20 protein-coding genes are annotated in these 20,355 nt (G+C 66.5%); 4 read left to right on the top strand and 16 right to left on the bottom strand.

Annotation, left to right across the window (positions count from 1 at the left end):
- Positions 1-37 precede the first annotated feature (37 nt).
- Positions 38-2,194: a catalase/peroxidase HPI gene (gene katG, locus BN984_RS00210; protein WP_049967378.1), complete on the bottom strand. Its 2,157-nt coding sequence runs from the start codon at positions 2,192-2,194 to the stop codon at positions 38-40.
- Between the two features lie 351 nt (positions 2,195-2,545).
- Between katG and BN984_RS00205 the strand changes: the two genes are divergently transcribed.
- Complete coding sequence (locus tag BN984_RS00205) at positions 2,546-2,872, top strand: hypothetical protein (protein WP_049967377.1); 327 nt, start codon at positions 2,546-2,548, stop codon at positions 2,870-2,872.
- Between the two features lie 49 nt (positions 2,873-2,921).
- Here the strand turns inward: BN984_RS00205 and BN984_RS00200 are convergent, their stop codons facing one another.
- A complete protein-coding gene (locus BN984_RS00200) occupies positions 2,922-3,716 on the bottom strand; it encodes a TrmB family transcriptional regulator (protein ID WP_049967376.1) in 795 nt (264 codons plus the stop codon).
- Positions 3,717-4,101: 385 nt separating this feature from the next.
- Between BN984_RS00200 and BN984_RS00195 the strand changes: the two genes are divergently transcribed.
- A complete protein-coding gene (locus tag BN984_RS00195; protein ID WP_008096652.1) occupies positions 4,102-4,902 on the top strand; it encodes a TrmB family transcriptional regulator in 801 nt (266 codons plus the stop codon).
- Between the two features lie 178 nt (positions 4,903-5,080).
- Here BN984_RS00195 and BN984_RS00190 read toward each other — a convergent pair whose 3' ends face one another.
- From BN984_RS00190 to BN984_RS00130, 13 genes are all read right to left on the bottom strand, one after another.
- Positions 5,081-5,740 (bottom strand): aspartate/glutamate racemase family protein, encoded by a 660-nt coding sequence (locus BN984_RS00190; protein WP_008096653.1) that lies wholly within the window; start codon positions 5,738-5,740, stop codon positions 5,081-5,083.
- Positions 5,740-6,663, bottom strand: a complete 924-nt coding sequence (locus BN984_RS00185) for a nitroreductase family protein (RefSeq protein ID WP_049967375.1) — start codon at positions 6,661-6,663, stop codon at positions 5,740-5,742. The genes BN984_RS00190 and BN984_RS00185 overlap by 1 nt, the downstream gene beginning before the upstream one ends.
- Positions 6,660-7,607 (bottom strand): aminopeptidase, encoded by a 948-nt coding sequence (locus tag BN984_RS00180; protein ID WP_008096655.1) that lies wholly within the window; start codon positions 7,605-7,607, stop codon positions 6,660-6,662. Before BN984_RS00180 ends, BN984_RS00185 begins: the two co-directional genes overlap by 4 nt.
- 1 nt (position 7,608) lies before the next feature.
- Positions 7,609-8,268 (bottom strand): AroM family protein, encoded by a 660-nt coding sequence (locus BN984_RS00175; RefSeq protein WP_008096656.1) that lies wholly within the window; start codon positions 8,266-8,268, stop codon positions 7,609-7,611.
- 1 nt (position 8,269) lies between these two features.
- The gene (locus tag BN984_RS00170) at positions 8,270-9,187 is read right to left on the bottom strand and encodes a DUF1177 domain-containing protein (RefSeq protein ID WP_049967374.1); all 918 of its coding nucleotides are present in this window, start codon (positions 9,185-9,187) and stop codon (positions 8,270-8,272) included.
- A gap of 8 nt (positions 9,188-9,195) precedes the next feature.
- The gene (locus BN984_RS00165) at positions 9,196-10,365 is read right to left on the bottom strand and encodes a DUF917 domain-containing protein (protein WP_049967373.1); all 1,170 of its coding nucleotides are present in this window, start codon (positions 10,363-10,365) and stop codon (positions 9,196-9,198) included.
- Entirely contained in the window at positions 10,362-10,724 is a 363-nt protein-coding gene (locus BN984_RS00160) for a hypothetical protein (protein ID WP_008096659.1), read from the bottom strand. Before BN984_RS00160 ends, BN984_RS00165 begins: the two co-directional genes overlap by 4 nt.
- The gene (locus BN984_RS00155) at positions 10,721-11,785 is read right to left on the bottom strand and encodes an ABC transporter ATP-binding protein (protein ID WP_008096661.1); all 1,065 of its coding nucleotides are present in this window, start codon (positions 11,783-11,785) and stop codon (positions 10,721-10,723) included. The genes BN984_RS00160 and BN984_RS00155 overlap by 4 nt, the downstream gene beginning before the upstream one ends.
- Positions 11,782-12,906: an ABC transporter ATP-binding protein gene (locus BN984_RS00150; protein ID WP_049967372.1), complete on the bottom strand. Its 1,125-nt coding sequence runs from the start codon at positions 12,904-12,906 to the stop codon at positions 11,782-11,784. The genes BN984_RS00155 and BN984_RS00150 overlap by 4 nt, the downstream gene beginning before the upstream one ends.
- A gap of 1 nt (position 12,907) precedes the next feature.
- Complete coding sequence (locus tag BN984_RS00145) at positions 12,908-13,813, bottom strand: ABC transporter permease (RefSeq protein WP_004976505.1); 906 nt, start codon at positions 13,811-13,813, stop codon at positions 12,908-12,910.
- A gap of 2 nt (positions 13,814-13,815) precedes the next feature.
- Complete coding sequence (locus tag BN984_RS00140; protein WP_008096667.1) at positions 13,816-14,835, bottom strand: ABC transporter permease; 1,020 nt, start codon at positions 14,833-14,835, stop codon at positions 13,816-13,818.
- A gap of 51 nt (positions 14,836-14,886) precedes the next feature.
- Positions 14,887-16,575: an ABC transporter substrate-binding protein gene (locus tag BN984_RS00135; protein ID WP_008096668.1), complete on the bottom strand. Its 1,689-nt coding sequence runs from the start codon at positions 16,573-16,575 to the stop codon at positions 14,887-14,889.
- A 303-nt stretch (positions 16,576-16,878) separates the two neighbouring features.
- The gene (locus tag BN984_RS00130; protein WP_049967371.1) at positions 16,879-17,361 is read right to left on the bottom strand and encodes a DUF7529 family protein; all 483 of its coding nucleotides are present in this window, start codon (positions 17,359-17,361) and stop codon (positions 16,879-16,881) included.
- Positions 17,362-17,553: 192 nt separating this feature from the next.
- Here BN984_RS00130 and BN984_RS00125 point away from each other — a divergent pair, with 192 nt between their 5' ends.
- Both BN984_RS00125 and BN984_RS00120 read left to right on the top strand, forming a co-directional pair.
- Positions 17,554-18,093, top strand: coding sequence for an Lrp/AsnC family transcriptional regulator (locus BN984_RS00125; protein WP_004976509.1), 540 nt, complete (start codon positions 17,554-17,556; stop codon positions 18,091-18,093).
- Positions 18,094-18,274: 181 nt separating this feature from the next.
- Positions 18,275-19,234 carry a DUF7551 domain-containing protein gene (locus BN984_RS00120; RefSeq protein WP_008096672.1) on the top strand — a complete coding sequence of 320 codons (960 nt, stop codon included), beginning with the start codon at positions 18,275-18,277 and terminating at the stop codon, positions 19,232-19,234.
- Between the two features lie 57 nt (positions 19,235-19,291).
- Here the strand turns inward: BN984_RS00120 and BN984_RS00115 are convergent, their stop codons facing one another.
- A complete protein-coding gene (locus tag BN984_RS00115) occupies positions 19,292-20,293 on the bottom strand; it encodes a lysylphosphatidylglycerol synthase transmembrane domain-containing protein (RefSeq protein WP_049967370.1) in 1,002 nt (333 codons plus the stop codon).
- Between the last annotated feature and the right edge of the window lie 62 nt (positions 20,294-20,355).

The following is a 20,355-nucleotide window of genomic DNA, read 5'->3' as shown; positions in this document are numbered from 1 at the left end:
GCGCCTCAACCGCGACCGAAAGCGGCGGGGAGCGCGGTTATTCGAGGTCGAAGCGGTCGTGGCTCATGATCTTGTGCCACGTCTCGACGAAGTCCTCGACGAACTCTTCCTCGCCGTCGTCGCCGCCGTACACTTCCGCGATGGCGCGCAGACGGGAGTTCGAGCCGAAGACGAGGTCGAAGCGAGTGGCCTCCCACTCGACGTCACCCGTCTCGCGGTCGCGCACTTCGTACAGGTACTGGTCGTCCGAGACCGGCTCCCACTCGTAGTCCATGTCGAGCAGGTTCACGAAGAAGTCGTTCGTGAGCGTCTCGGGCTCGTCGGTGAGGACGCCGCGGTCGGAGTCCTGGTAGTTCGCGCCCAGCGCGCGCATGCCGCCGACGAGGACGGTCATCTCGTGCGCCGAGAGGTCGAGGAGGTCCGCCTTGTCGACGAGCAGGTCTTCGGGGCGCTCGTCGACGTCGTCCGCGATGTAGTTCCGGAAGCCGTCGGCGTCGGGCTTGAGCATCTCGAACGACTCGACGTCGGTCTGTTCCTGCGACGCATCGGTCCGACCGGGCTCGAACGGTACTTCGACGTCGTAGCCGGCGTCGGCCGCCGCCTGCTCGATGGCCGCAGCGCCGCCCAGCACGATGAGGTCCGCGAGCGAGACGCGGGTGTCGTCGGACTGCGCGGCGTTGAACGACTCCTGAATCCCTTCGAGGGTACCGAGCACGTCATCGAGCTGGGCGGGCTCGTTGAGGTCCCAGCTACGCTGGGGTTCGAGCCGGATGCGCGCGCCGTTCGCGCCGCCGCGCTTGTCGCTGTCGCGGTACGTGGACGCCGAGGCCCACGCCGTCTTGACCAGCTGAGAGACAGAGAGGCCCGAGTCGAGAAGCTCGGCTTTGAGTTCCTCGACGTCGTCCTCGTCGATGAGGTCGTAGTCGGCGTCGGGGATGGGGTCCTGCCACAGCATCGCTTCGTCCGGGACCTCGGGACCGTAGAGTCGGGACGGCGGGCCCATGTCGCGGTGGAGGAGCTTGTACCACGCCTTGGCGAACGACTCCTGGAACTCCGCAGGGTCCTCTCGGAACTCCTCGAGCACCGCGCGGAAGTCGGGGTCCTTCTTCAGCGCGATGTCGGTGGTGAGCATCATCGGATCGACGAACTGGTCGGGGAGGTGTGCGTCCGGAGCCGCGTCCGGAATCTTGTCTGCCGGCGACTCGTCGGCCGGCCGCCACTGCCACGCGCCGCCGGGGCCCTTGTGTGCTTCCCACTCGTAGTCGAGCAGGTTGGCGACGTAGCCCATGTCCCACTGGGTCGGCGCGCTGGTCCACGGCCCTTCGATGCCGCTGGTGATGGTGTCGGGGCCCTTTCCGGAGCCGAACTCGTTCTCCCAGCCGAGACCCTGTTCCTCGATGGGAGCCGCCTCGGGCTCGGCTTCGAGGTTGTCGCCGGAGTCCGCGCCGTGGACCTTCCCGAAGGTGTGGCCGCCGGCGATGAGCGCGACGGTCTCCTTGTCGTTCATCGCCATGCCGCTGAACGTCTGGCGGATGTTCTTCGCGGAGCCTTCGAGGTCGGGTTCGCCGTTGGGACCCTCGGGGTTGACGTAGATGAGGCCCATCACGGTGTTTCCGAGCGGCTCTTTGAGGTTACCCTCCTCGTCGAAGCGGTCGGGGGAGGTCGTCTCCCACTCCTCTTCGGGACCCCAACTGGGTGCCTTGTCGCCGACGTAGTCGTCGGCGCGGCCGCCCGCGAAGCCGAACGTCTCGAAGCCCATGGACTCCAGGGCGACGTTTCCGGCGAGGACGATGAGGTCGCCCCACGAGAGCTGGTTCCCGTACTTCTTTTTGACGGGCCAAAGGAGTCGGCGCGCCTTGTCGAGGTTCACGTTGTCCGGCCAACTGCTGATAGGAGGGAGGCGCTGGTGCCCGCCGGAGGCGCCGCCGCGGCCGTCGTGGGCGCGGTACGTGCCGGCGCTGTGCCACGCCATCCGGATGAAAAGCGGCCCGTAGTGACCGTAGTCGGCCGGCCACCAGTCCTGCGAGTCGGTCATCAGCTCTTCGAGGTCGGCTTTCACCTGCTCGTAGTCGAGCTTCTGGAACTCCTCTGCGTAGTCGAACTCCTCGCCCACCGGGTCGGTCTGTTGTGCGTTCTGGTCGAGGATTTCGAGTTTCAACTGGTTCGGCCACCAGTCATGGTCGGAGCCATTCATACACAACCGGTTACCGCTTTTGGGTGATAAAATTGACTGATTTTGAATTAAGTCTTGGTTATAGCCAAAGCAATCTTTTTACTTTATGAATAATTCTCGATGGAGGCGCTCACGAGGCGAGTATTCTATTTCGAATTCGAGTATCTAACTGGGGCCGGCGTGCGATGTATCGCTCGTCCGTGTACGTCCACTGTTAACACTACATGGATACGTCGCAAGCGGGGTCGTTCAACGTCGGACCGAACCGGCCTGTACCGAAGAGCGCCCAGAGGATCACTCAGATAATCAAAAAGATTGTAGACATGAATTTGTCTACCATTGAGGCCCGCGCCGGTTGTACTGTCGTGCACGATGAGCGACGAAGCTCCCGGCCTCTCGTTTGATTCACAGCTTTCGGCGATACAGCACGTCGAGCGACGCCAACTACTTCTCGCGCTTCTCACGGCGACTTCTAACGACGCCGCGTTCGGCAACAGCCGCGCCACACCCGAAACCGACATTCGGGAACTGAAACTGCAGATGTATCACGTACACCTCCCGAAACTCGAACGGATGGGCCTCATCGAGCCGAACGGAAACTGGTACAATATCCGCAGGGGTCCGCGCTTCAACGACATCGTACCGCTGTTGCGCGTCATCGACGACCACCGAAACGAACTGCCGGGCGACGTACTGTAGCGCCGTCGAGGGACCCGGCGTGCGAACGAACGGCAGCGTCGTTAGCGGATTAATCCGAGTCGCGGCCGAGCAATCCCTGAGACAGCAACCGACGCGAGATGACGATGAGGCCGTTCTGGAATCCACTGCCGAAAATTGCGTGTTCTTCGCCGGTGTCTGGAACGATGGTGCTGACGAGAATCGACGAGCGGTCGACGAGTAAGAGCCGGCCGATAGCGAGGTTCTCGTCGGCGCTCTCGCCGCGGAGCCATTCGAGACCGGAAACGAACGTCGTCGCGCTCGGGACGGCCGCCCGCACCTGCTGTCGCAGGGATTCGGTCGCCGCCCCGATGATCACGTCCACATCCTCGGCTCGGACGTTCAGGTCATCGGCGAACCGGTCGGTCAGAAGCGAGTCGTCGCCGAGGACGAGTACGATTTCGTCGTCCGCGTCGTCGATGAGCTTGTGCGTCCGGTTCGCGATGGCCTCGGCCCCGGACATCGCCCAGATTTCCTGAACCGAGCCCTGTTCGCCCGAGTCGATTCTGTCGGTCCGCTCCAGCGCGTTCGTGAGCCGGTCGATTCGGTTTTGATACTGCGCACGGAGCGTCTCGGTCGCCTCCGCGAGCGGAACGGCCCGGAACCGCTGCGGACTCGAGTGCTGGACTTCGACGAGCCCCTGTGCCTCCAGCACGCGAACGGCGTCGTACACGCGAGTCCGCGGTACGTCGGTAATCTCGCTGAGTTGCTTCGCCGTGCCCGTCGAGACCCGAGTGAGACCGACGAAACACTTTGCCTCGTACTCTTTGAGTCCGAGTTGCTGAAGTACGTCGATAGCGTCCTCTTGTGAATCTCCCGTGCTCATATGTCTCAACCGAACTCCGAGGCGTCCCGTCTCCTCACGAACGCTTGTATCGGCGAACGGATAACAATTGTTACTTTTCGAGTGAATACGTTTCGACAGGATTAGCCAACTGAGTTAATTCGGGGTTAAAACCGTGTTTTCACGGTGGGTCTGAACACGGTGTTGTTATGTTCTTAGTGACAGGGTAACTTTCCATAGTTTTCGTACGTTACGCGCGGATAATCGACACGTAATGAATTCACTCAGATAATCACAAACAACTATACGGCGCCGGGACGAATCGCGACTGCGGCACACAGTGGAGTACTGTGTCCCAACCACAACTGACACGTGCCGCCTCAGCCACTCGTCGTGGCTGAGTTTCGCAGACATCGAGGCACCCATTATGAGTACTGATTCGGGCGACGACTTCCGTTCTGTCGCAATCGAACAATTGAAACAACTCGGCCTCAGCACGTACGCCGCACGGACCTTCGTCGCACTCACCAGCCTCGGTACCGGCACGGCAACGGAGATTAGCAAGGTCTCCGAAGTCCCACGAACTCGGGTGTACGACGCGGTCGACGAGTTACGCGAGCGGGGACTCGTCGACATCCAACAGTCCTCACCGAAGAAGTTCTGGGTGGTATCCGCGGAGACGACGTGCCAGAAGTTCGAACAGGAGATGAGACAGCGGACCTCCCTTCTGACGACGGCGCTTCAGGAACTCGGAACTACCCAGCGCAAGCAGGAACAGCGTGGCGTCTGGACGGTTGAAGGCCAGCCTGCCGTCACGGACCGTGTCCTCGAATTTATCGGCGGCGCGGAGGACGAAATCGTCTACATGACCGTCGAGGGACTGCTTACCGAGGACATCGTCGAGGCGCTGGGGGAGGCGGCACGCCGGGGCGTCTCGATTCGGGTGGCGGGAATCTCGCCGGACGTTCAGGGGATGATTCGCGACGAAATCCCCGACGCGGAGCTGTTCGACACGCTCTGGATGTGGTCGGACACGCCCGCGGGACGCCTCATGATGGTCGACGGGAATCAAACGCTCGCGAGCGTGCTCGTCAACGGCAGGGACGCGACTCCGTCCGACCCTCGCTCGGAGACGGCGATTTGGGGTGTGGGCGAGACGAACAGCCTCGTCGCGGTGCTCCGTGCGATATTCACGTGGCGGCTCGAAAACGCTGACCCCGCCGACTGAGGCGGACGGCTCCGGAGCCGTGGGCGACTCGAAACACGGGGATAGAAGCCTTCGAAGCCTGGGACTCCTTACTGCGACCCGTTACAATCGGCCGACGACTGTCGAGAAAAACGCTCGCGCGAGTCGCCCCGAGCGCGGCGCGAGCGGCGCGGAATGCCATCGGGGCGGGTCCGGCAACCTACTGCCGTAGTGGACGCGGCGGCGCGACCGCGGTCGTCGCCACCGCGCCCATCGCCACGACAGGGTCGACGATGGGTATCGGAACGTCGGCCCGCACGTCGGGAATCGCGCCCGAAGAGGAGATGCCGGTACAGCTCGGCGCGACGACGTCGCAGCCGGCGTCGACGAGGCGGTCGACCGCCGCACGAATCGCCGCCCGACCCTCGTCGGTCGTGAGGTAGTTCGTCGTCGCCGCGCCCTCGACGACCTCCTCGGCCGCGAGCCGGTCGCCGAGCAGATGTCGGATGCTCGACCCGGCCCCGTTTTCGAGGCCGAGCGTCCCGACGCGCTCGCCGCGGGCGGACGCGACGGCGGCCACGCTCGCGCCCGCGCCGACGACCGGGACGTCGAGCGCGTCGCCGAGCGCCTCCACGCCGGGGTCGAGCGCGCAGCTGACGCAGAGCGCGTCGACCTCGGTCGCCATCTCGCGGCCGAGCGCCTCGATGTGCGGGAGGGCGTCGGCCTCGGCGGCCGCGTTCGGAATCCCGTCGGGGTGGGCGGGGATACACCGCGACAGCGTCGAGACGTGCGGGTAGTGCCGTTCGATGAGCCGTCCGTGGAGGGCGACTTCCTCGGGGTCGTCGAGCGTGAGCACGCGGAGGACGCCGAGTTCGACCATCAGGCGGTTCCTCCGGTGTTCCGGTCGGCGTCCCGGCGGGGGTCTGTATCCGCCGGTTCGTCGATACCGCGGGCCTCGAAGAACCCCTGCTGGCGGAGCGCGTCGAGCAGTTCGCCCTCGCGGCGGTTCATGAAGCCGGTCGGTCCCCAGTAGCGTTCGAGCGTCTCCTGCCACTCGCGGCGGTCGTCGCCGTAGACGCTGTCGCCGTACATCTCGTTCATCGCGTCGTAGCAGGCGTCGAGTTGGTCGTCGGTGGCGTCGCGGTAGCCGCCCTCGTGGAGGACCGCGTCGAGCGGGACCCGCGGGGCGTGCTCGGTCGCCTCGCCGTGGCGCGGGACGCCGAGACAGAGCCCGAAAATTGGCAGGACGCCCGCGGGGAGGCCGGTCGTCGCGGCGACCTCGGTGAGGTTGTTCAGGATGTTGCCGATGGGACAGACGCCGTAACCGCGGCTTTCTGCGGCCAGCATCACGCCCATCGCGGCCAGCGAGGCGTCTATCGCTCCCTCCAGCAGCCCCATCGCGGGCGCCGTCCGGAACTCGCGGTCGCGGTGCTCCAACAGCAGTCGAATCCGGCGGAGGTCGATGCAGACGAGGAGGAAGTGGCTCGCCTCCTCGACCTGCACGGTGCCGCGGCTACACAGCTCGTGAATCCGCTCGCGGCGGTCGGGGTCGCGTATCCAGACGAAGCTGTACATCTGGGTCGTTCCGCTGGTCGGGGCCTTCCGCCCGGCGTCGACCATCGCGCGGACCTCGTCGTCGGGGATTTCGGCGTCGGTGTCGAACTGGCGGACCGTCGCGCGACGCGCCAGCCACGGGGCGAGGTCCGGCACGTCGGCGACCGCCGCGGCGAGCGCGGGCCGGTCTGTGCGATTCGTGCGGTCCGTGCCGGCGCGGTCACCGCCTGCGGGCGTGCGGTCGCTCACACGAGCACCTCGCCGTCGGCGACGACGACCTCGCCGTCGAGCGAGACCGTCGGTTCGAGGATGACGCCGTCGAGGTGCGAGTCGCAGTCGATGGTCCCGCCGAAGCCGAGGTTGTCGCCGAAGGCGACGTGGCAGGTTCCGTACACCTTCTCGTCTTCGAGGACGGTCCCGATGATGCTCGCCGCCGGGTTCGTCCCGAGGCCGAGTTCGCACACTCGCCGGGCGCAGTCGTCGCCGCTCGTCGCGTCGAGGAACTCGTCGGCGGCCGCGCCCTCGACGGCCGTGATGCGCCCCTCGTCGAGTTCGACCGTCAGCGGCTCGTCGAGGACGCCGACGCCCGCGAGGCCGCCGTCGAAGACGAGCGTGCCGGTCGCCGTTCCCTCGACCGGCGCGATGTAGCTCTCGCCGGACGGGAGGTTGCCGGAGTCGCCGGGTTCGGCGATGATGCCGTCGCTCGGGATGCCGTCGCGGCCCGAAAGCGACATCGTCGCCGACGCGCCGTCGGCCTCGATGCGGGCCTCGTCGGCCGCGGTGAGCTTCTCCGTGAGCGCCGCCGTCAGGCGCTCGACCTCCTCGTAGTCGGCCGTAATCGCGCCCTCTCCGAACATCTGGTCCGTGATGCCGGGCATCGTGGCGACGCGAGCGCCGGCCTCGGTCGCGGCCTCCCGCGCCCGCGTGTGCGTCAGCGACGCGCTGGTCGGACAGACCACGATGTCGGCCGACTCCATCGCGCGGGCGACCGACCCGGGCGGCTCCATCCCGTTTCGCTCCATCGGCGGAATCTCGAACAGGCCGGACTCCAGCCCGAGTTCGACCCCCGCATCGAACAGCGCCCGCCCGATGTGGTTCGTGTCGGTGTCGGTCACGACGAGGAGCGTCTCCCCGGGATGGGCGTTCATATTCTCGGCGAGGAGTCGCTTCGCCACGGCGCGGTGGTCGGCCACGTCAGAGCACCTCCTCGGCGGTCTTCGCCAGCACCGACCGCCCGAGCAGGACGCTCGTGTCCGTAATCTCGCGGACGGTCGCTTTCATTTCGGGCGTGTAGCCCATGCAGTCCATCACGATGAGGTCGGCGTCGGTGCCGATTTCGGCGGCGGCCGCGGACACCTCGTCCTCGTCGGCGTACGGCGACCCCGCGGCGGTGACGAGGTCGTAGTCGGCCCACTTCTCGAACGTCATGGCCTCCTGTTCCTCCTTGGGCATGATGACGCCGAGGGTCCCGCCGTCGAGGATGGTCGAGACCCACGCAGAAAGCAGGTCGCTCGGCTCGAAGACGGGCACGCCGGCGTCGAACGGCGGGAAGTGGCCCGTACAGAGGACGCCGATGGCCGTGACCTCCGATTCGAGGGCGCGGATACGTTCGCGGAGGAGTTCGACGACCGACTCGCGGTCGACGGTGACGGGCGTCCCGTCGGCGAGCCGGGAGACGTACACCGGCTCTCCCTCTTGCGGGCCGACCGCCGCTTCGACCTCGGCCGCCGAGTCGAATTGGTCGAGCGCGCCGACCTCGACGATGTCCACCTCGGGCGGGAGAGCCGCCGCGATGTCGGGCGTCACGTCGCTCCGGGGTGCCTGTCCGATGGTCACGAGTCCGAGCGTCGACATCTCAGACGCCCTCGCCGAGCGTCTGGAGGCGGCCCATCGAGCCGTACAGCGACGTGAGTCGGTCGTACTCGGTCTCGTCGTAGAACGACGCGCGGCCGCGGGTGAAGTCCTTGGCCGTCTCGACGACGAACCCGGTCGCGTCGAGCAGGTCGGTGAGGTAGTTCGCGCCGGTCCCGCAGCCGGGGACGGGCGAGACGCTCGTCGTCGCCACGCCCACGACGGGCGCGTCGGTCGCCGTCGCCGGCTGGAGGATGCTGTTGATGTGGTGCACGTCGTTGCCGTAGGGGGTGATGTCCTGCATCGTGAGCGTGAGCGTGCTCGGTGGGCGGCCGGTCGACCGCTCTTGGATGTCGAGGAGGCTGTCGCTCACCTTCAGCACCCACCCCTCCTTGACGGTCGGCGTGATGGCGAAGCCGCGCTCGCAGTGGACGCGGTTGCCCTTCGTGGCGTCGACGGAGACGACGGCGTCCATCTCCTCGTCCACCTCGTGTTCGTTCATGGTGCTCGTATCGACCGGACTGCCCATGAACGGCACCGGGTCGTGGGGGGAGGTCGGCGCGTCGGGACAGACGTGCGTGGCGATGCGAACGTCACCGGCGAGCACGTCGCCGCGGGCGCGCATCTCGCCGAGGTGGAGCGCGACCGCGAGGGCCACGATGGCCCCGTCGGCGTCGGAGACCGGGCCGAGTTCGGCCGGCCGGGCGGCGACCCCGCCGAGGCGACCGATGACGCCGAGCGTCGGCGCGTCCCGGTCGGCCCCGGGGACGACCGTCTTGACGAAGTCGGTCGACCCCTCGTCGGTCGAGATGGTCGTCACTTCCGTGTCGAGACCGTACGTTTCGAGTGCGTCGCGTACCAGTTCGCCGTCCGCGTCGGGACGGCTGAGGATGTCGTAGGCTTGCTGAATCTTGTCGAACATGAGTTGGGTTAGTTGAATACGTGTGATTTGACCGCTTTTCCGACCGCCTGTTCCACCGGGTCGAAGAGCGCCGGGTCGGCCATCCCCGCGCCCAAAGAGAGGTTCGCCGCGGGCGCGACGACGACCGCAACCGACCGGCCCTCCGCGAGTTCCGCCGTCGAGACGGGCATCCCCGACTCGGCATCGAGCGTCGTGATGAGGTCCGGAAACGTCGCGAGGCGCTCGCCGTCGAGTTCGAGCGTCATGTACTCGTTCCAGAAGGTGAGTTCGCGCCCCTCGATTTCGACCTCGCCCACGTCGAAGCCGCCGGTCGTTTCGAGTGCGAACGACTCGACGGGACCGACGAGCGAGACCTCGCCGCCGACGGCGTCGGCGACGCGTTCGGCGGCGTCGCGGCCGTCGTCAGCGAGCCTGACCGCGCGACCGACCGCTTCGGCCTGGTCGTACGTGTCGAGCGCCGCGTTCGCCTCGGCGTAGCTCGCGGGAACCGGGTTGCGGGCGACCGCAACGAGGCCCCCGGCGTCTTCGGCCGCGTGCCGGACGAGCGACGCCGCCGTGCCGAGTTCGGCCTCGACGACCGTCTCCAGTCGGGCCGCGGTGCCCGGCACGCCGCCGACCGCCGCCTGCACCGACTCGGAGTCCTGCGACAGCCCGATAGAGCCCATCGGCCCGGTCGGATGCGCCCGCCCGTTGCAGGCGGCATCGACGAGCGGGAGGCCCGTCACGGCGGACTGGAGCAGCCCGTTCACCGTGGCGAACCCGCCCATCTCGTTCGTCATCAGCGCGCCGACGGTCGTCCCGTCGGCCGCGAGTCTGTCCACCAACAGTTCCACCGCGCGCACGTAGTCCGCGGGGTCGACGTGGCTGTCGGTCGCGGCGGGCGCGCCCACGCCGCTGACGGTCAACACCACGTCCGTCGGGTCGAGGTCGGCGACCGAGACGATTGTCGGCCGCCCGTACTCCACGGCGAGTTCGCCGAACTCGATACCTTTGGCCAGCGAGCCGCCGCCCCCGCCGCCGAGGACCGCGCCGCCGACCGCGACGTCTTCGACCCATTCCGCCGTTATCGTCCGCTCGCCGTCCGTCGGCGCGGGCCCGTCCGTCGGCGCGGGCTGTGCGTCGTCTCTTGGCGCGCTCTGCGTTCCGTCCGTCTGTGTCCGCGTGTCGTCTGTCGTCATTGGGGTTCCTCGGGGGCGTCTGCGTCGTCGGCCGTCACGCTGAGGAAGGCGTTCGGCCGCTGTTTGTCGGCGTTGCGAAGCGTCGCGGTCCCCCGCGCCCGGAGCCGCTTCATGCCCGCCGCGAGCAGGTGATACGTCTGGTCGCGACCCATCGATTCGAACAGCCCGTCGGACTTCGCCACCGCCGTGGCGCAGACCTCGTCGTCGCGGCACGGCCGGTCGCAGGCCGAACACGCCGGCTGGGCGGCCTTGAACGCCGCCGGGTCCGACGCGCACGATCGGAGGAGTTCATCGGTCCACGGGCGGTTCCGTCGCGCCCGCCGGAGGGCGGCGAGGCGCGCCGCGCGCTCTGCGGTCATTCCCACTCCGCGCCCTCCTCGAACCGGTCGTCGTGGAGGAAACACCGGGCGACCTGGTCCGGGCCGCGCTCGTACAGTTCGGGCTCCTCGACCGCGCAGGCGTCGAACTCGTGGGCGCAGCGCGAGCGGAAGGCACAGCCGCTCGGCTTCTCCCGCGGGTCCGGCACCTCGCCGTCGAGCGTGATTCGGTCGGGCTTCGCCAGTTCGTCCTCCTCGCTGATGGTCGAGATGGCGGAGAGGAGCGCCCGGCTGTAGGGGTGTTGCGGCGACCCGAACACCGAGTCCACGTCGCCGACCTCGACGAGCCGACCGAGGTACATGACGCCGATGCGGTCGGCGACGTTCTTCAGGAGCGAGAGGTCGTGGGTGATGAACAGGTAGGTGATGCCGAACTCCTCCTGTATCTCCTCGAGGATGTTGATGATTCGGGCCTGCACGCTCACGTCGAGGGCGCTCGTCGGCTCGTCGAGGACGACGAACTTCGGGTTGAGCGCCACGGCGCGGGCGATGCCGACGCGCTGTTTCTGGCCGCCCGAGAGCTGTCCGGGGTAGCGGTACATGAACTCCCGCGGGAGGTCCACCATGTCCAGCAGTTCCTCGACCCGTTCGAGTCGGGCCTCGGAGTCGCCGTAGTCGTGAATCTTCAGGGGGGCCTCGATAATCGACTTGACGCGGTGTCGCGGGTTGAGGCTCGACGCCGGGTCCTGGTGGACGATTTGCATGTTCCGGCGGAACCGCTTGAGCTCGCCGTCGGAGAGGTCGACGACGTTCTGGCCGTCGATTTCGACCCGCCCGCTGGTCGGCTCCGTCAGGCGGAGCATCGACCGGCCGGTCGTCGTCTTGCCGGAGCCCGATTCGCCGACGAGGCCGAACGTCTCGCCCTCCGCGATGGAGAAACTCACGCCGTCGACGGCGCGGACTTCCCCCGCCTTCTTCTGGAAGATGCCCTCGAACAGCGGGAAGTGTTTCTTGAGGTTCTCGACCGAGACCATCGGGTCGTCGAGGTCCCGGTCGGGCTGTGCCGCCGCCGTCGGTTCGGTCGTGTACGCTGAGTCGTTCATTGGTCCGTCCCCCCGTCGGCGGAGATGTCGCCGGGAGCGTCGCCGCCGGTCAGCCACGGCGCAGTGCCGATGTTGACCGGGTCGGTGGCGAGCGATTCGTGACGCTCGCGGGCCGGGAGCCCGTCGAACAGGTGACACGCGGTCGCGTGGTCGGGACCGGTCTGCCGCGGGTACGGGTACGCCTCGTGGCAGGCCGCCTCCGCGTGCGGACAGCGGTCGGCGAACCGACAGCCGGCCGGCGGGTTCGTGTAGTCGGGCAGGTGCCCCTCGATGCCGTCGCCGATGCCGGTCGAGAGCGTCGGGATGCTCTCCAACAGCCCGCGGGTGTAGGGGTGCTGGGGGTTCGCAAACAGGTCGGCGGTCGGCGCTTGCTCGACGATTTCGCCCGCGTACATCACGTTGATTCGGTCGCTGACCTCGCGGGCGACCCCGAGGTCGTGGGTGATGTAGAGGACGCTCGTGTCGCGTTCCTCGACGAGTTCGTCGAGGAGGTCGAGCACCTTCGCCTCGGTCGTCACGTCGAGGGCGGTGCCCGGTTCGTCGGCGATGAGCAGGTCCGGCTCCGACAGGAGCGCGATGGCGATGAGGACGCGCTGGCGCATCCCCCCGGAGAGTTCGACCGGGTAGCTCTCGAAGACGCGCTCGGGGGCCGAAATTTCGACCTCGCCGAGCATCTCGATGGCCCGCGTTCTGTGTTCGGCCTTCGCGCCGGTCGACAGCGTGTCGCGGACGAGCTTCGACAACGACAGGCGCGGTCGCCCCTGCCACTTCAGCACGTCCATCATCTGCTCGCCGACCGTCAAGACGGGGTTGAGACTCGTCATCGGGTCCTGCATTATCATGCTCATCTCCTTGCCGCGCCGCGAGTGGCGCTCGGCGTCGGAGAGGGAAAGCACGTCTTCGCCCTTGTAGCGAATCTCGCCTTCGGGGATGGTCGCCGAGGGGAGCAGTCCCATGATGGATTTCACGGTGACGCTCTTGCCGCAGCCCGTCTCGCCGACGAGCGCCGCGGTCTCGCCGCGGTCGATGCTGAAGTCGATGCCGTTTATCACTTCGGCCGTCCCGTCGTGGGTCTCGAAGTGGACGTGGAGGTTCTTGACCTCCAAGATGGGGTCGGCCATCTCAGTCCACCTCCACGTCGAGCACGTCGCGCAGGCCGTCGCCGATGAAGTTGAACCCGAGGACGGCGAACGAAATCGCCAGCCCGGGGAACACGGCTATCCACCAGAAGCTCGTGACGTAGTTGCGGCCCTGTGCAATCATCGCGCCCCACGTCGGCGTCGGCGGCTGCGCGCCGAGGCCGAGGAACGACAGGCCCGCGCCGACGAGGATGACGAAGCCCATGTCGAGGGTCGCCTTGACCGTGATGGGGCTGACGACGTTCGGGAGAATCTCTTTGAACGTCGTCCGCACCCACCCCGACCCGAGCGCCCGACTCGACTCGATGAACTCGTCTTCCTTTATCGAGAGCACCTCGCCCTGCACCAGGCGGGCGTACCACGACCACCACGAGAAGGCGATGGCGACCATGACGTTGAACAGCGACGCGCCGGTCGCGGCGACCACCGCCATGGCGAGGAGCGTGGGCGGAATGGCGAGGAAGATGTCCGTCACTCGCATGATGACGGTGTTCGTCGTCCCGCCGAGGTAGCCCGCGATGAGCCCGAGCGTCACGCCGATGGAGATGGCGATCGAGAGGACGATGCCGCTCATCAGGAGCGACAAGCGCGCCCCGAACAGGACGCGGCTGAAGATGTCGCGGCCGGTCGTGTCGGTGCCCATCAGGTGCGTCGCGCTCGGTGGCTCGCTCGCCTGGTCGAAGTAGACGCCCGCACCGGCGTGTTCGGGGAACGGCGCGATGTACGGCGCGAGGAGCGCCGCGACGACGAGCGTCAGAATCATCGCCAGTCCGACGAGCGAGAGCTTGTTGCCCGCGAAGGTCCGAAAGCCGCGTTTGAGCTGTCGAATCCGCTCTTTTCGGGCGGCGCTCTCGGTATCGAAAAACGGGAGCGAGGTCTTCGTAGACACGGCTATCCCTCCTCCAGCCGCACCCGCGGGTCGAGGTAGCCGTACAGCAGGTCGACCACGAAGTTGGCGGTCACGAAGCCGATACCGACCACGATGGTGACGCCGACGATGGCGTTGAAGTCCTGATAGAGGATGGCCTGGACGCCGTAGCGCGCCATCCCCGGCCACGCGAAGACGATTTCCACGAGGAACGCGTTCCCGAGGAGGAAGCCGAACGCGAGGCCGACCACCGTGAGTGAACTCGTAAAGGCGTTTTGTAGCATGTACTTGTATTCGATGAGGGCGTTCGGAAGGCCGTAGGCCCGGGCGGCGAGGACGTAGTCCTTGCGCTGCTCGTCGATCATGTCCGAGCGGATGAGCCGCATCACCTGTGCCAGCGTGGCGAGGCCGAGCGCGACGGTCGGCAACAGGAGGTGCGTGGCCGCGTCGAGGAACGTCCCGAACTGGCCGGCGATGAGGCTGTCGACCAGATACAGGTGCGTGACCGCCGGCGGGGGAGCGACGCCGTCGCTGAGCCGCCCCGAGAGGGGCAACAGTCCGAGGCTGACGACGAAGACGATTTGCAGGACGATTGCGACCCAAAACCGCGGCATCGACACGCCGAACAGGGCGGTGATACGCGAGAGGTGGTCCTGCCAGCGGTCCTTGTTGGTTCCGGCGACGACGCCGAACGGAATCGCCAGTAGCACGGCGAAAAACAGCGTGACGACGGTCAGTTCGAGCGTCGCGGGCAGGCGGGCGACGATGTCCGAAAAGACGTTGTTGTTCGTCCGAAGCGACATTCCCCAGTCGCCCTGCACGACGCCGAACAGCCAGTCAGCGTACTGCATCGGCAGCGGCTGGTCGAGGCCCATCTCGGCCCGCAGCGCCGCGACTTGCTGTTGCGTTGCTTCCGGTCCGAGCGCCAACCGAACGGGGTCGCCCGGAATCACACGGGATATCAGGAAGATGAGCACTGACAGCCCGAAGATGACGGGGACCGAGTGGATTGCGCGCCGAACGAGGTAATCTACGTATGACATTGGTGAGTTGGAAAGACGGCCCGAATCGGGGCGTCGAAAGTCGTCGGGTGACTACTTCGCCCGGCCCTCGCCGCTGCGAGTCATGGAGTGGACGTCCCAGTCGAACGACATCACGCCGCGGTACTGCCAGCCCTCGACGTTCTCGTTGATGCCGATGCGGTACGGCGGGTTGGCGATGTAGACGCTCGGCATGCCCTCGACGATGAGCGCCTGCGCCTCCTCGTATGTCTCCAGTCGCGACTGGAGGTCGGAGGTCTGGCGCGCCTCTTCGAGGGTGGCCGCGATTTCGTCGGTGGAGTACCACGACTGGGAGATGTACGACCCGAACGAGGAGGGGTGGTACATCAGGTAGGTGTGGCTGTCCGGCGACGGCATCTTCGCCGTGTGGAAGATGTTCGTCATGTGGGCGGTCGACTCGGCGCTCGTCGCGCGGTCGGTGAGGCGGGCCCACTGCAGCGGGTTGATTTCGAGGTCGATTCCGAGTTCGCTCAGCCCGGCCTGGTTGAGAAGCCCCATCTGGCGCTGGAGTTCGGTCCCGGCGACGACGACGTGTTCGAGGCCGATTTCGTTGATTTCGTCGACGGAGTAGTCCGCCTTGTCGAGGAACTCCTTGGCCTTGTCGAGGTCCTGTTCCATCGGGACGAGGTCGCCGTTGTGGCCCGCCATCTCCCGGGGGACCGGCCCGGCCGCGACGCCGCCGCCGCCGATGATGTCGTTGACGGCGCTGTCATAGTCGAACGCGTAGGCGATGGCCTTCCGGACGTTGATGTCGTCGGTCGGTGCCTTCTGGCAGTTCAGCGGGAAGTGGAACAACTGCAGCTGCGGCACCTCGGGGACGCGGACGTTGGAGTACGAGTCCATCTCGGCGTACGCCTGCGTGCCCATGTACTGGTCGGTCATGTCGCCTTCGCCCTGCTGCATCGTCGTCTTGATGGTGGACTCCTCGGTGATGACCGTCGAGCGGAACGTGTCGAAACTGTCCTCGCTCCAGCCCTTCCAGTAGTCCTCGTAGGCCGACGCCTCGATGGAGTTGCCCTGCTCCCAGTTGTCGAGGACGTACGCGCCGGAGCCGGCGGAGTTGTTCTGGAGGTAGGCGTTGCCGTAGTCGCCGTCGGTCTCGTTTTCCTGGACGACGGTACTGTTGACGATGTAGAACTGGACGAACGTCGCCAGCGCCGGGCCGTACGCCTGATTGAACTCGAAGGCGACCGTCTGCTCGTCGCGGACGGTGATGTTCGAGGGGTCGAGGTAGTCGAGCCAGAACGACGAGTACCCGCGCTGGAGCTCCAGCATCCGGGTGAGCGAGTACGCCACGTCGTCGGCGGTCAGCGGCGTGCCGTCGGAGAACGTCACGTCGTCGCGGACGGTGAACACCCACGTCTTCCCCTCGTCTTCGGTGTCCCAGCTCTCGGCGATGTGCGCCGTCGGCTGGAGCGTCTCGGCGTCGACCGTGATGAGTTCGTCGTAGAGGTTCTGCGCCGCGAGCCCCTGCGTGTAGTCGACCTGCTCTGCGGGGTCGAGCGTCCCGAAGACCTGCCCGGCGACGAAGTGGAAGTCGTTACCGCCGCTCGCGCCGCTTCCGCCGTCGCTCGTCTGTTCGGTCGTCGTCGAGTCGCCACCCGAACTGCCCTCGGTGGTCTCGGTCTGCTGGGTCCCCTGACAACCCGCGAGTGCGACGCTCGTCGCTCCCGCACCCATGAGTTTCAGGAGTTTTCTGCGTTCTATGTTGCCGGTTGGCATGGAGAGTTGTGGATACCCTATTCGTATAAAGCTTTCCTAGTGATTAAACATATCGTCGATAAAAGAAGTTGATTCATCTAATCATGACTTTGTAATAATTATAGAGAGGGCCGAGAACACACAGATATGGACGAATACGCACCATAGAAAGAAATAGAAGCTGATTCTCTTCTACTTCAGTTATCTAAGAACAGATATGCACAGTCAAAAGTGGTAGTAGTGGACAGTAGTCGGCGCGACAATCACGGGACGTCGCGGCGAGCGCGGCCGAGGACGAGACGGAATCGACGCCGCCGCGAACAGTTATTCCGGGAGAAACAAGGCGGGTTCGGTGTGTCGGAACGAGCAACGACGGGTGTCCCCCAGGTCGCTCACCGTCGTCCGAATCTCGGGTTCGGTCCGAAGCGTTTCGACGAACGAGCGGTCGGTTCCAGGGTCGTAAAACACGGGGTAGAGGACCGCTTGCATCGTTTCTTCCGATTTCACGACGACGACGAAGATTCGAACGTTCGTGTCGCGGGCGCGGTAGACCTCGAACTGGTCGAACGCCGTGTCAGGTGCTGAAACGGTCGAGGAGAGCGTTTTGAGCTCCGAATCCGGGACGAGGAGCCGAAACCCGGCGTCGGCGGCCGCCGCCGCGTCCGTCGTGGCGACGTCTCCCGGATGAAGAACGAGCGTCTCCCAGCCCGAATCTTCGAGTTCCGCCGAAACCTCGTCGATCTCGGTGAGGATATCAGCCCAATCGGCGAGGGCCTTGTTCGTTCGGTTGATTTTTCCGCGTACCATGCCGACACCCTCCGTGAACGCGGAGTAAAAGTGTTTGGGGACAGAGATCCGCGTTCCACCGACGGCCTGCGATTCCGGTCGTCGGCCGCGCCGTTGAGAGTAAACGATTCGTTCACACATTGTATCCGATTCGGAGATTTTGAAGAAACATTCATATATATGAAGCTAAGCGGTATAACCGTGAGAATAGCAATGCCCGATTCGCAGGAGTGGATAGAGGACCCGCGCGTTGTCGAACTTCTCGAAGACCGGATGGACAAGAAGGACTATCTCATCTTCCGCGAACTGAACAAGGACGGGCGAATCTCGGACACGGAGCTCGCCGACCGCGTCGGACTCTCTCGGACGGCCGCGCGGCGGCGCCGCAAGATGCTCCAAGAGGACGGCATTCTGGAAATCTTCGCGCTGTTGGTCTTTCGGGCGGCCGACTACCCCTACGCCGAGGTCCACATCTCGTACGACAAGGGCTCCACGAACGACGAAATTACGGCGTTCATCGAACGGCTCCTCGACGAGGGGCTGGTCTACGAGGTCGCGGAGTGCATCGGCGAGTACGACCTGCTGATTCGCGTCTGGCAGTCCTCTTTGAGCAGTATCAACAGCTACGTCCGCGAACTCCTGCAGGACAGCGACGTGGTCGACAGCTACACCATCGTCCCCATCACCGACTCGTACAAGATGTTCCACCGGACGTTCTACAGGCCGGGCGAAGAGGCACCCGACGCGTCGTAACCGGGTCGGGGTCGCCGCGAGCGAGCGTCGGGTCGAGCGTACAGTCGAGAGCCGCCGGTCCTCGTGGGGCCTCCGACCGGCCGAACCAACACGTTTTAGGTTAGCCTAAACAATCTGTCGAGCGAACGACGAACGGACCGCGGCGTCGGCGACGGCCCGCGAACCAACACACAGAGACACTATGGTCGGCACGACACTCACCCAGATTCGGACTCACATCGAATCGCTCGCGAGCGACGACGGGACGTACGAACTCGTCTGCGGACGGACCGGAGAGCGGCCGGTCCCGGTGGACGGGCTCCGGTTCGAGGACCGTTCGACTGCGGAGGCCGCCGCCCGCGCGGCGAGACAGTACCGCTCCGCGCTCCGGCGGTACGACCCGAACGTCCCGTACTACGACCTCATCGTCTCGGAACACGACGACGTTCCGGGCTTCGGCGGCGCGGACGCGACCGCAAAGGGATGGGCGACCGCCGGTGCGACGCCCGGTCTTCCCGAACCGCCCTGCGACCTCGGAACCGACGCGGACGGCCGACCCGAGTGCGCCGGCGTCGGGCGCTCCGAGCGGGTCGAGTTCTGCCACCGGGTCGCGGCGGCGGTGTTCGAGGCGCTCGTGGACGCCGACCATCGGACTGTCGAGACGGCGGTGATGGACGCGTACTTCGACCTCGCGGAGACGATGTCCAGCGCGGACGACCTCTGTCTGCGCCTGTTGGAGAGCATGGCGACGGCGCTCCACGTCCACCTCACGTCGACCGAGCAGGCGGACGTGCTCGAACGCGCCGCCTCGAACCTCTCGTCGCGGCCCGAGTCGGCCGGGGCGCTGGAGGCGACGCTGGCGGAGATGGAGCGACTCGACCTCGTCGGGTCGTACACCTGCTCGTCGTGGCGGCCCGGTCCTGACTCCGGGACGAGGTCCGCGGAATTGACCCTCGAACGGTACGCACTCTCGGCGCGCGAGGGACGGCTTCCGGTGTTACCGGTCGTCCTCGACCTCTACCGCCGGGCGGAGTCGTGGAAGCCGGTCTCCCTGCACGTCACGCCGGCCGATGAAGGCTGGCACGCGACGCTTTCGGTCTCCTCGAAATCGAACGCGGTCGGACTGGCGAGCGTCCCGATTCACGAGCGCGCGGCCGACTGACTCGTTTTTCGTCTCGTCCCCTCGCGCCGACGCGACGGGCGCTCTTTCGACTCCGTCTCAGGCCCGAAAGCCGCGCAGGAACCCGGTGGCGACCCCGCCGCACCCGAGCGACACGAGGAGTTCGAACGTCCGCACAACGAGCACCGCCGCGGCCGCCCCCGCGGCCGGAGCGCCCGTCGTGAGACTAAGCGCGCCAGCGAGGAGCACGTCGTACGCCCCAAGACTTCCCGGGACGGGGACGACGCTCGCCGCCTGCGGGAGCGGGATGACGGCGACAATGGGGAGGAACGCAACGCTCGTGCCGGTCCCGGCGAGCGCGGCCCAGAGCGCGAGCGACGTGAGCAGTTGCTCGAAGACGCCGCTGAGCGCGATAACGCCGAGGAGTTCCGGCGCGTCGCGGAAGTGGACGATGCGCTCCCAAAACCGCTCGACTGCGGCGGCGACGGCGTCGCGGCCGAGCGGCGTCTCACGGGTGAGTCCAGAGACAGCGCGGACGACCGGGGTCAGGACCGCGACGACGACCGCCGAGAGCGCGTCTCGCGCCCAGACGAGCGCGACACCGACGACGAACAGCGCGACGACCGCGCCGGCCAGCGTCACGAGGACGAACCGCGGGGTCGGTGCGTCGAGAAAGAGGACGCCGACGACGGCGACCGAGAGAAGGAGCTGTGCGGCGGATTTGACGTACTTGGCGACGCCGCGGACCCCGAGGGCCTCGCTGTAGCTCGTCTCGGTCGCGACGCCGAAGAACTGCGCCATGATCGGCTCCGAACTCACCGGGCCGGCGGGGCTGAGCACGTCGAAGAAGTCGCCGGCGAACGCGAACTGGACGCTCGCCCGCGGCGAGAGCCCGCCGCGAAGGGGCCGAACCGACGCCCAGACGCCGAGGCCGTCGACGGTCGCCTCGGCGAGCATCAGAACGCAGACGACGCCGACGGCCCACGGGGCGACGGCCGCGACGCGCGAACCGACCTCCTCCGGGCCGACGTACCAGAGGTACGCCGCGAGCGCTCCGATACCGAGCCCCGCGCCGACGGCGAACCGAATCCCGCGTCTCACACCCGAAGGAAGCGAAGCCCGCTACAAAACCGCCGCGACTCGCGGCCGCGTCGGTCGTCGGG

The organism is Haloferax prahovense (assembly GCF_000723845.1).
Taxonomy (GTDB): Archaea; Halobacteriota; Halobacteria; order Halobacteriales; family Haloferacaceae; genus Haloferax; species Haloferax prahovense.
This window is presented reverse-complemented; position numbering and strand designations above follow the sequence as displayed.

Coding starts and splice junctions, on each gene's coding strand:
- BN984_RS00120 (WP_008096672.1), top strand. CDS start 18,275: ATGGTCGGCACGACACTCACCCAGATTCGGACTCACATCGAATCGCTC.
- BN984_RS00170 (WP_049967374.1), bottom strand. CDS start 9,187: ATGTTCGACAAGATTCAGCAAGCCTACGACATCCTCAGCCGTCCCGAC.
- BN984_RS00150 (WP_049967372.1), bottom strand. CDS start 12,906: ATGGCCGACCCCATCTTGGAGGTCAAGAACCTCCACGTCCACTTCGAG.
- katG (WP_049967378.1), bottom strand. CDS start 2,194: ATGAATGGCTCCGACCATGACTGGTGGCCGAACCAGTTGAAACTCGAA.
- BN984_RS00195 (WP_008096652.1), top strand. CDS start 4,102: ATGAGTACTGATTCGGGCGACGACTTCCGTTCTGTCGCAATCGAACAA.
- BN984_RS00190 (WP_008096653.1), bottom strand. CDS start 5,740: ATGGTCGAACTCGGCGTCCTCCGCGTGCTCACGCTCGACGACCCCGAG.
- BN984_RS00205 (WP_049967377.1), top strand. CDS start 2,546: ATGAGCGACGAAGCTCCCGGCCTCTCGTTTGATTCACAGCTTTCGGCG.
- BN984_RS00165 (WP_049967373.1), bottom strand. CDS start 10,365: ATGACGACAGACGACACGCGGACACAGACGGACGGAACGCAGAGCGCG.
- BN984_RS00140 (WP_008096667.1), bottom strand. CDS start 14,835: ATGTCATACGTAGATTACCTCGTTCGGCGCGCAATCCACTCGGTCCCC.
- BN984_RS00175 (WP_008096656.1), bottom strand. CDS start 8,268: ATGTCGACGCTCGGACTCGTGACCATCGGACAGGCACCCCGGAGCGAC.
- BN984_RS00160 (WP_008096659.1), bottom strand. CDS start 10,724: ATGACCGCAGAGCGCGCGGCGCGCCTCGCCGCCCTCCGGCGGGCGCGA.
- BN984_RS00200 (WP_049967376.1), bottom strand. CDS start 3,716: ATGAGCACGGGAGATTCACAAGAGGACGCTATCGACGTACTTCAGCAA.
- BN984_RS00125 (WP_004976509.1), top strand. CDS start 17,554: ATGCCCGATTCGCAGGAGTGGATAGAGGACCCGCGCGTTGTCGAACTT.
- BN984_RS00130 (WP_049967371.1), bottom strand. CDS start 17,361: ATGGTACGCGGAAAAATCAACCGAACGAACAAGGCCCTCGCCGATTGG.
- BN984_RS00155 (WP_008096661.1), bottom strand. CDS start 11,785: ATGAACGACTCAGCGTACACGACCGAACCGACGGCGGCGGCACAGCCC.
- BN984_RS00135 (WP_008096668.1), bottom strand. CDS start 16,575: ATGCCAACCGGCAACATAGAACGCAGAAAACTCCTGAAACTCATGGGT.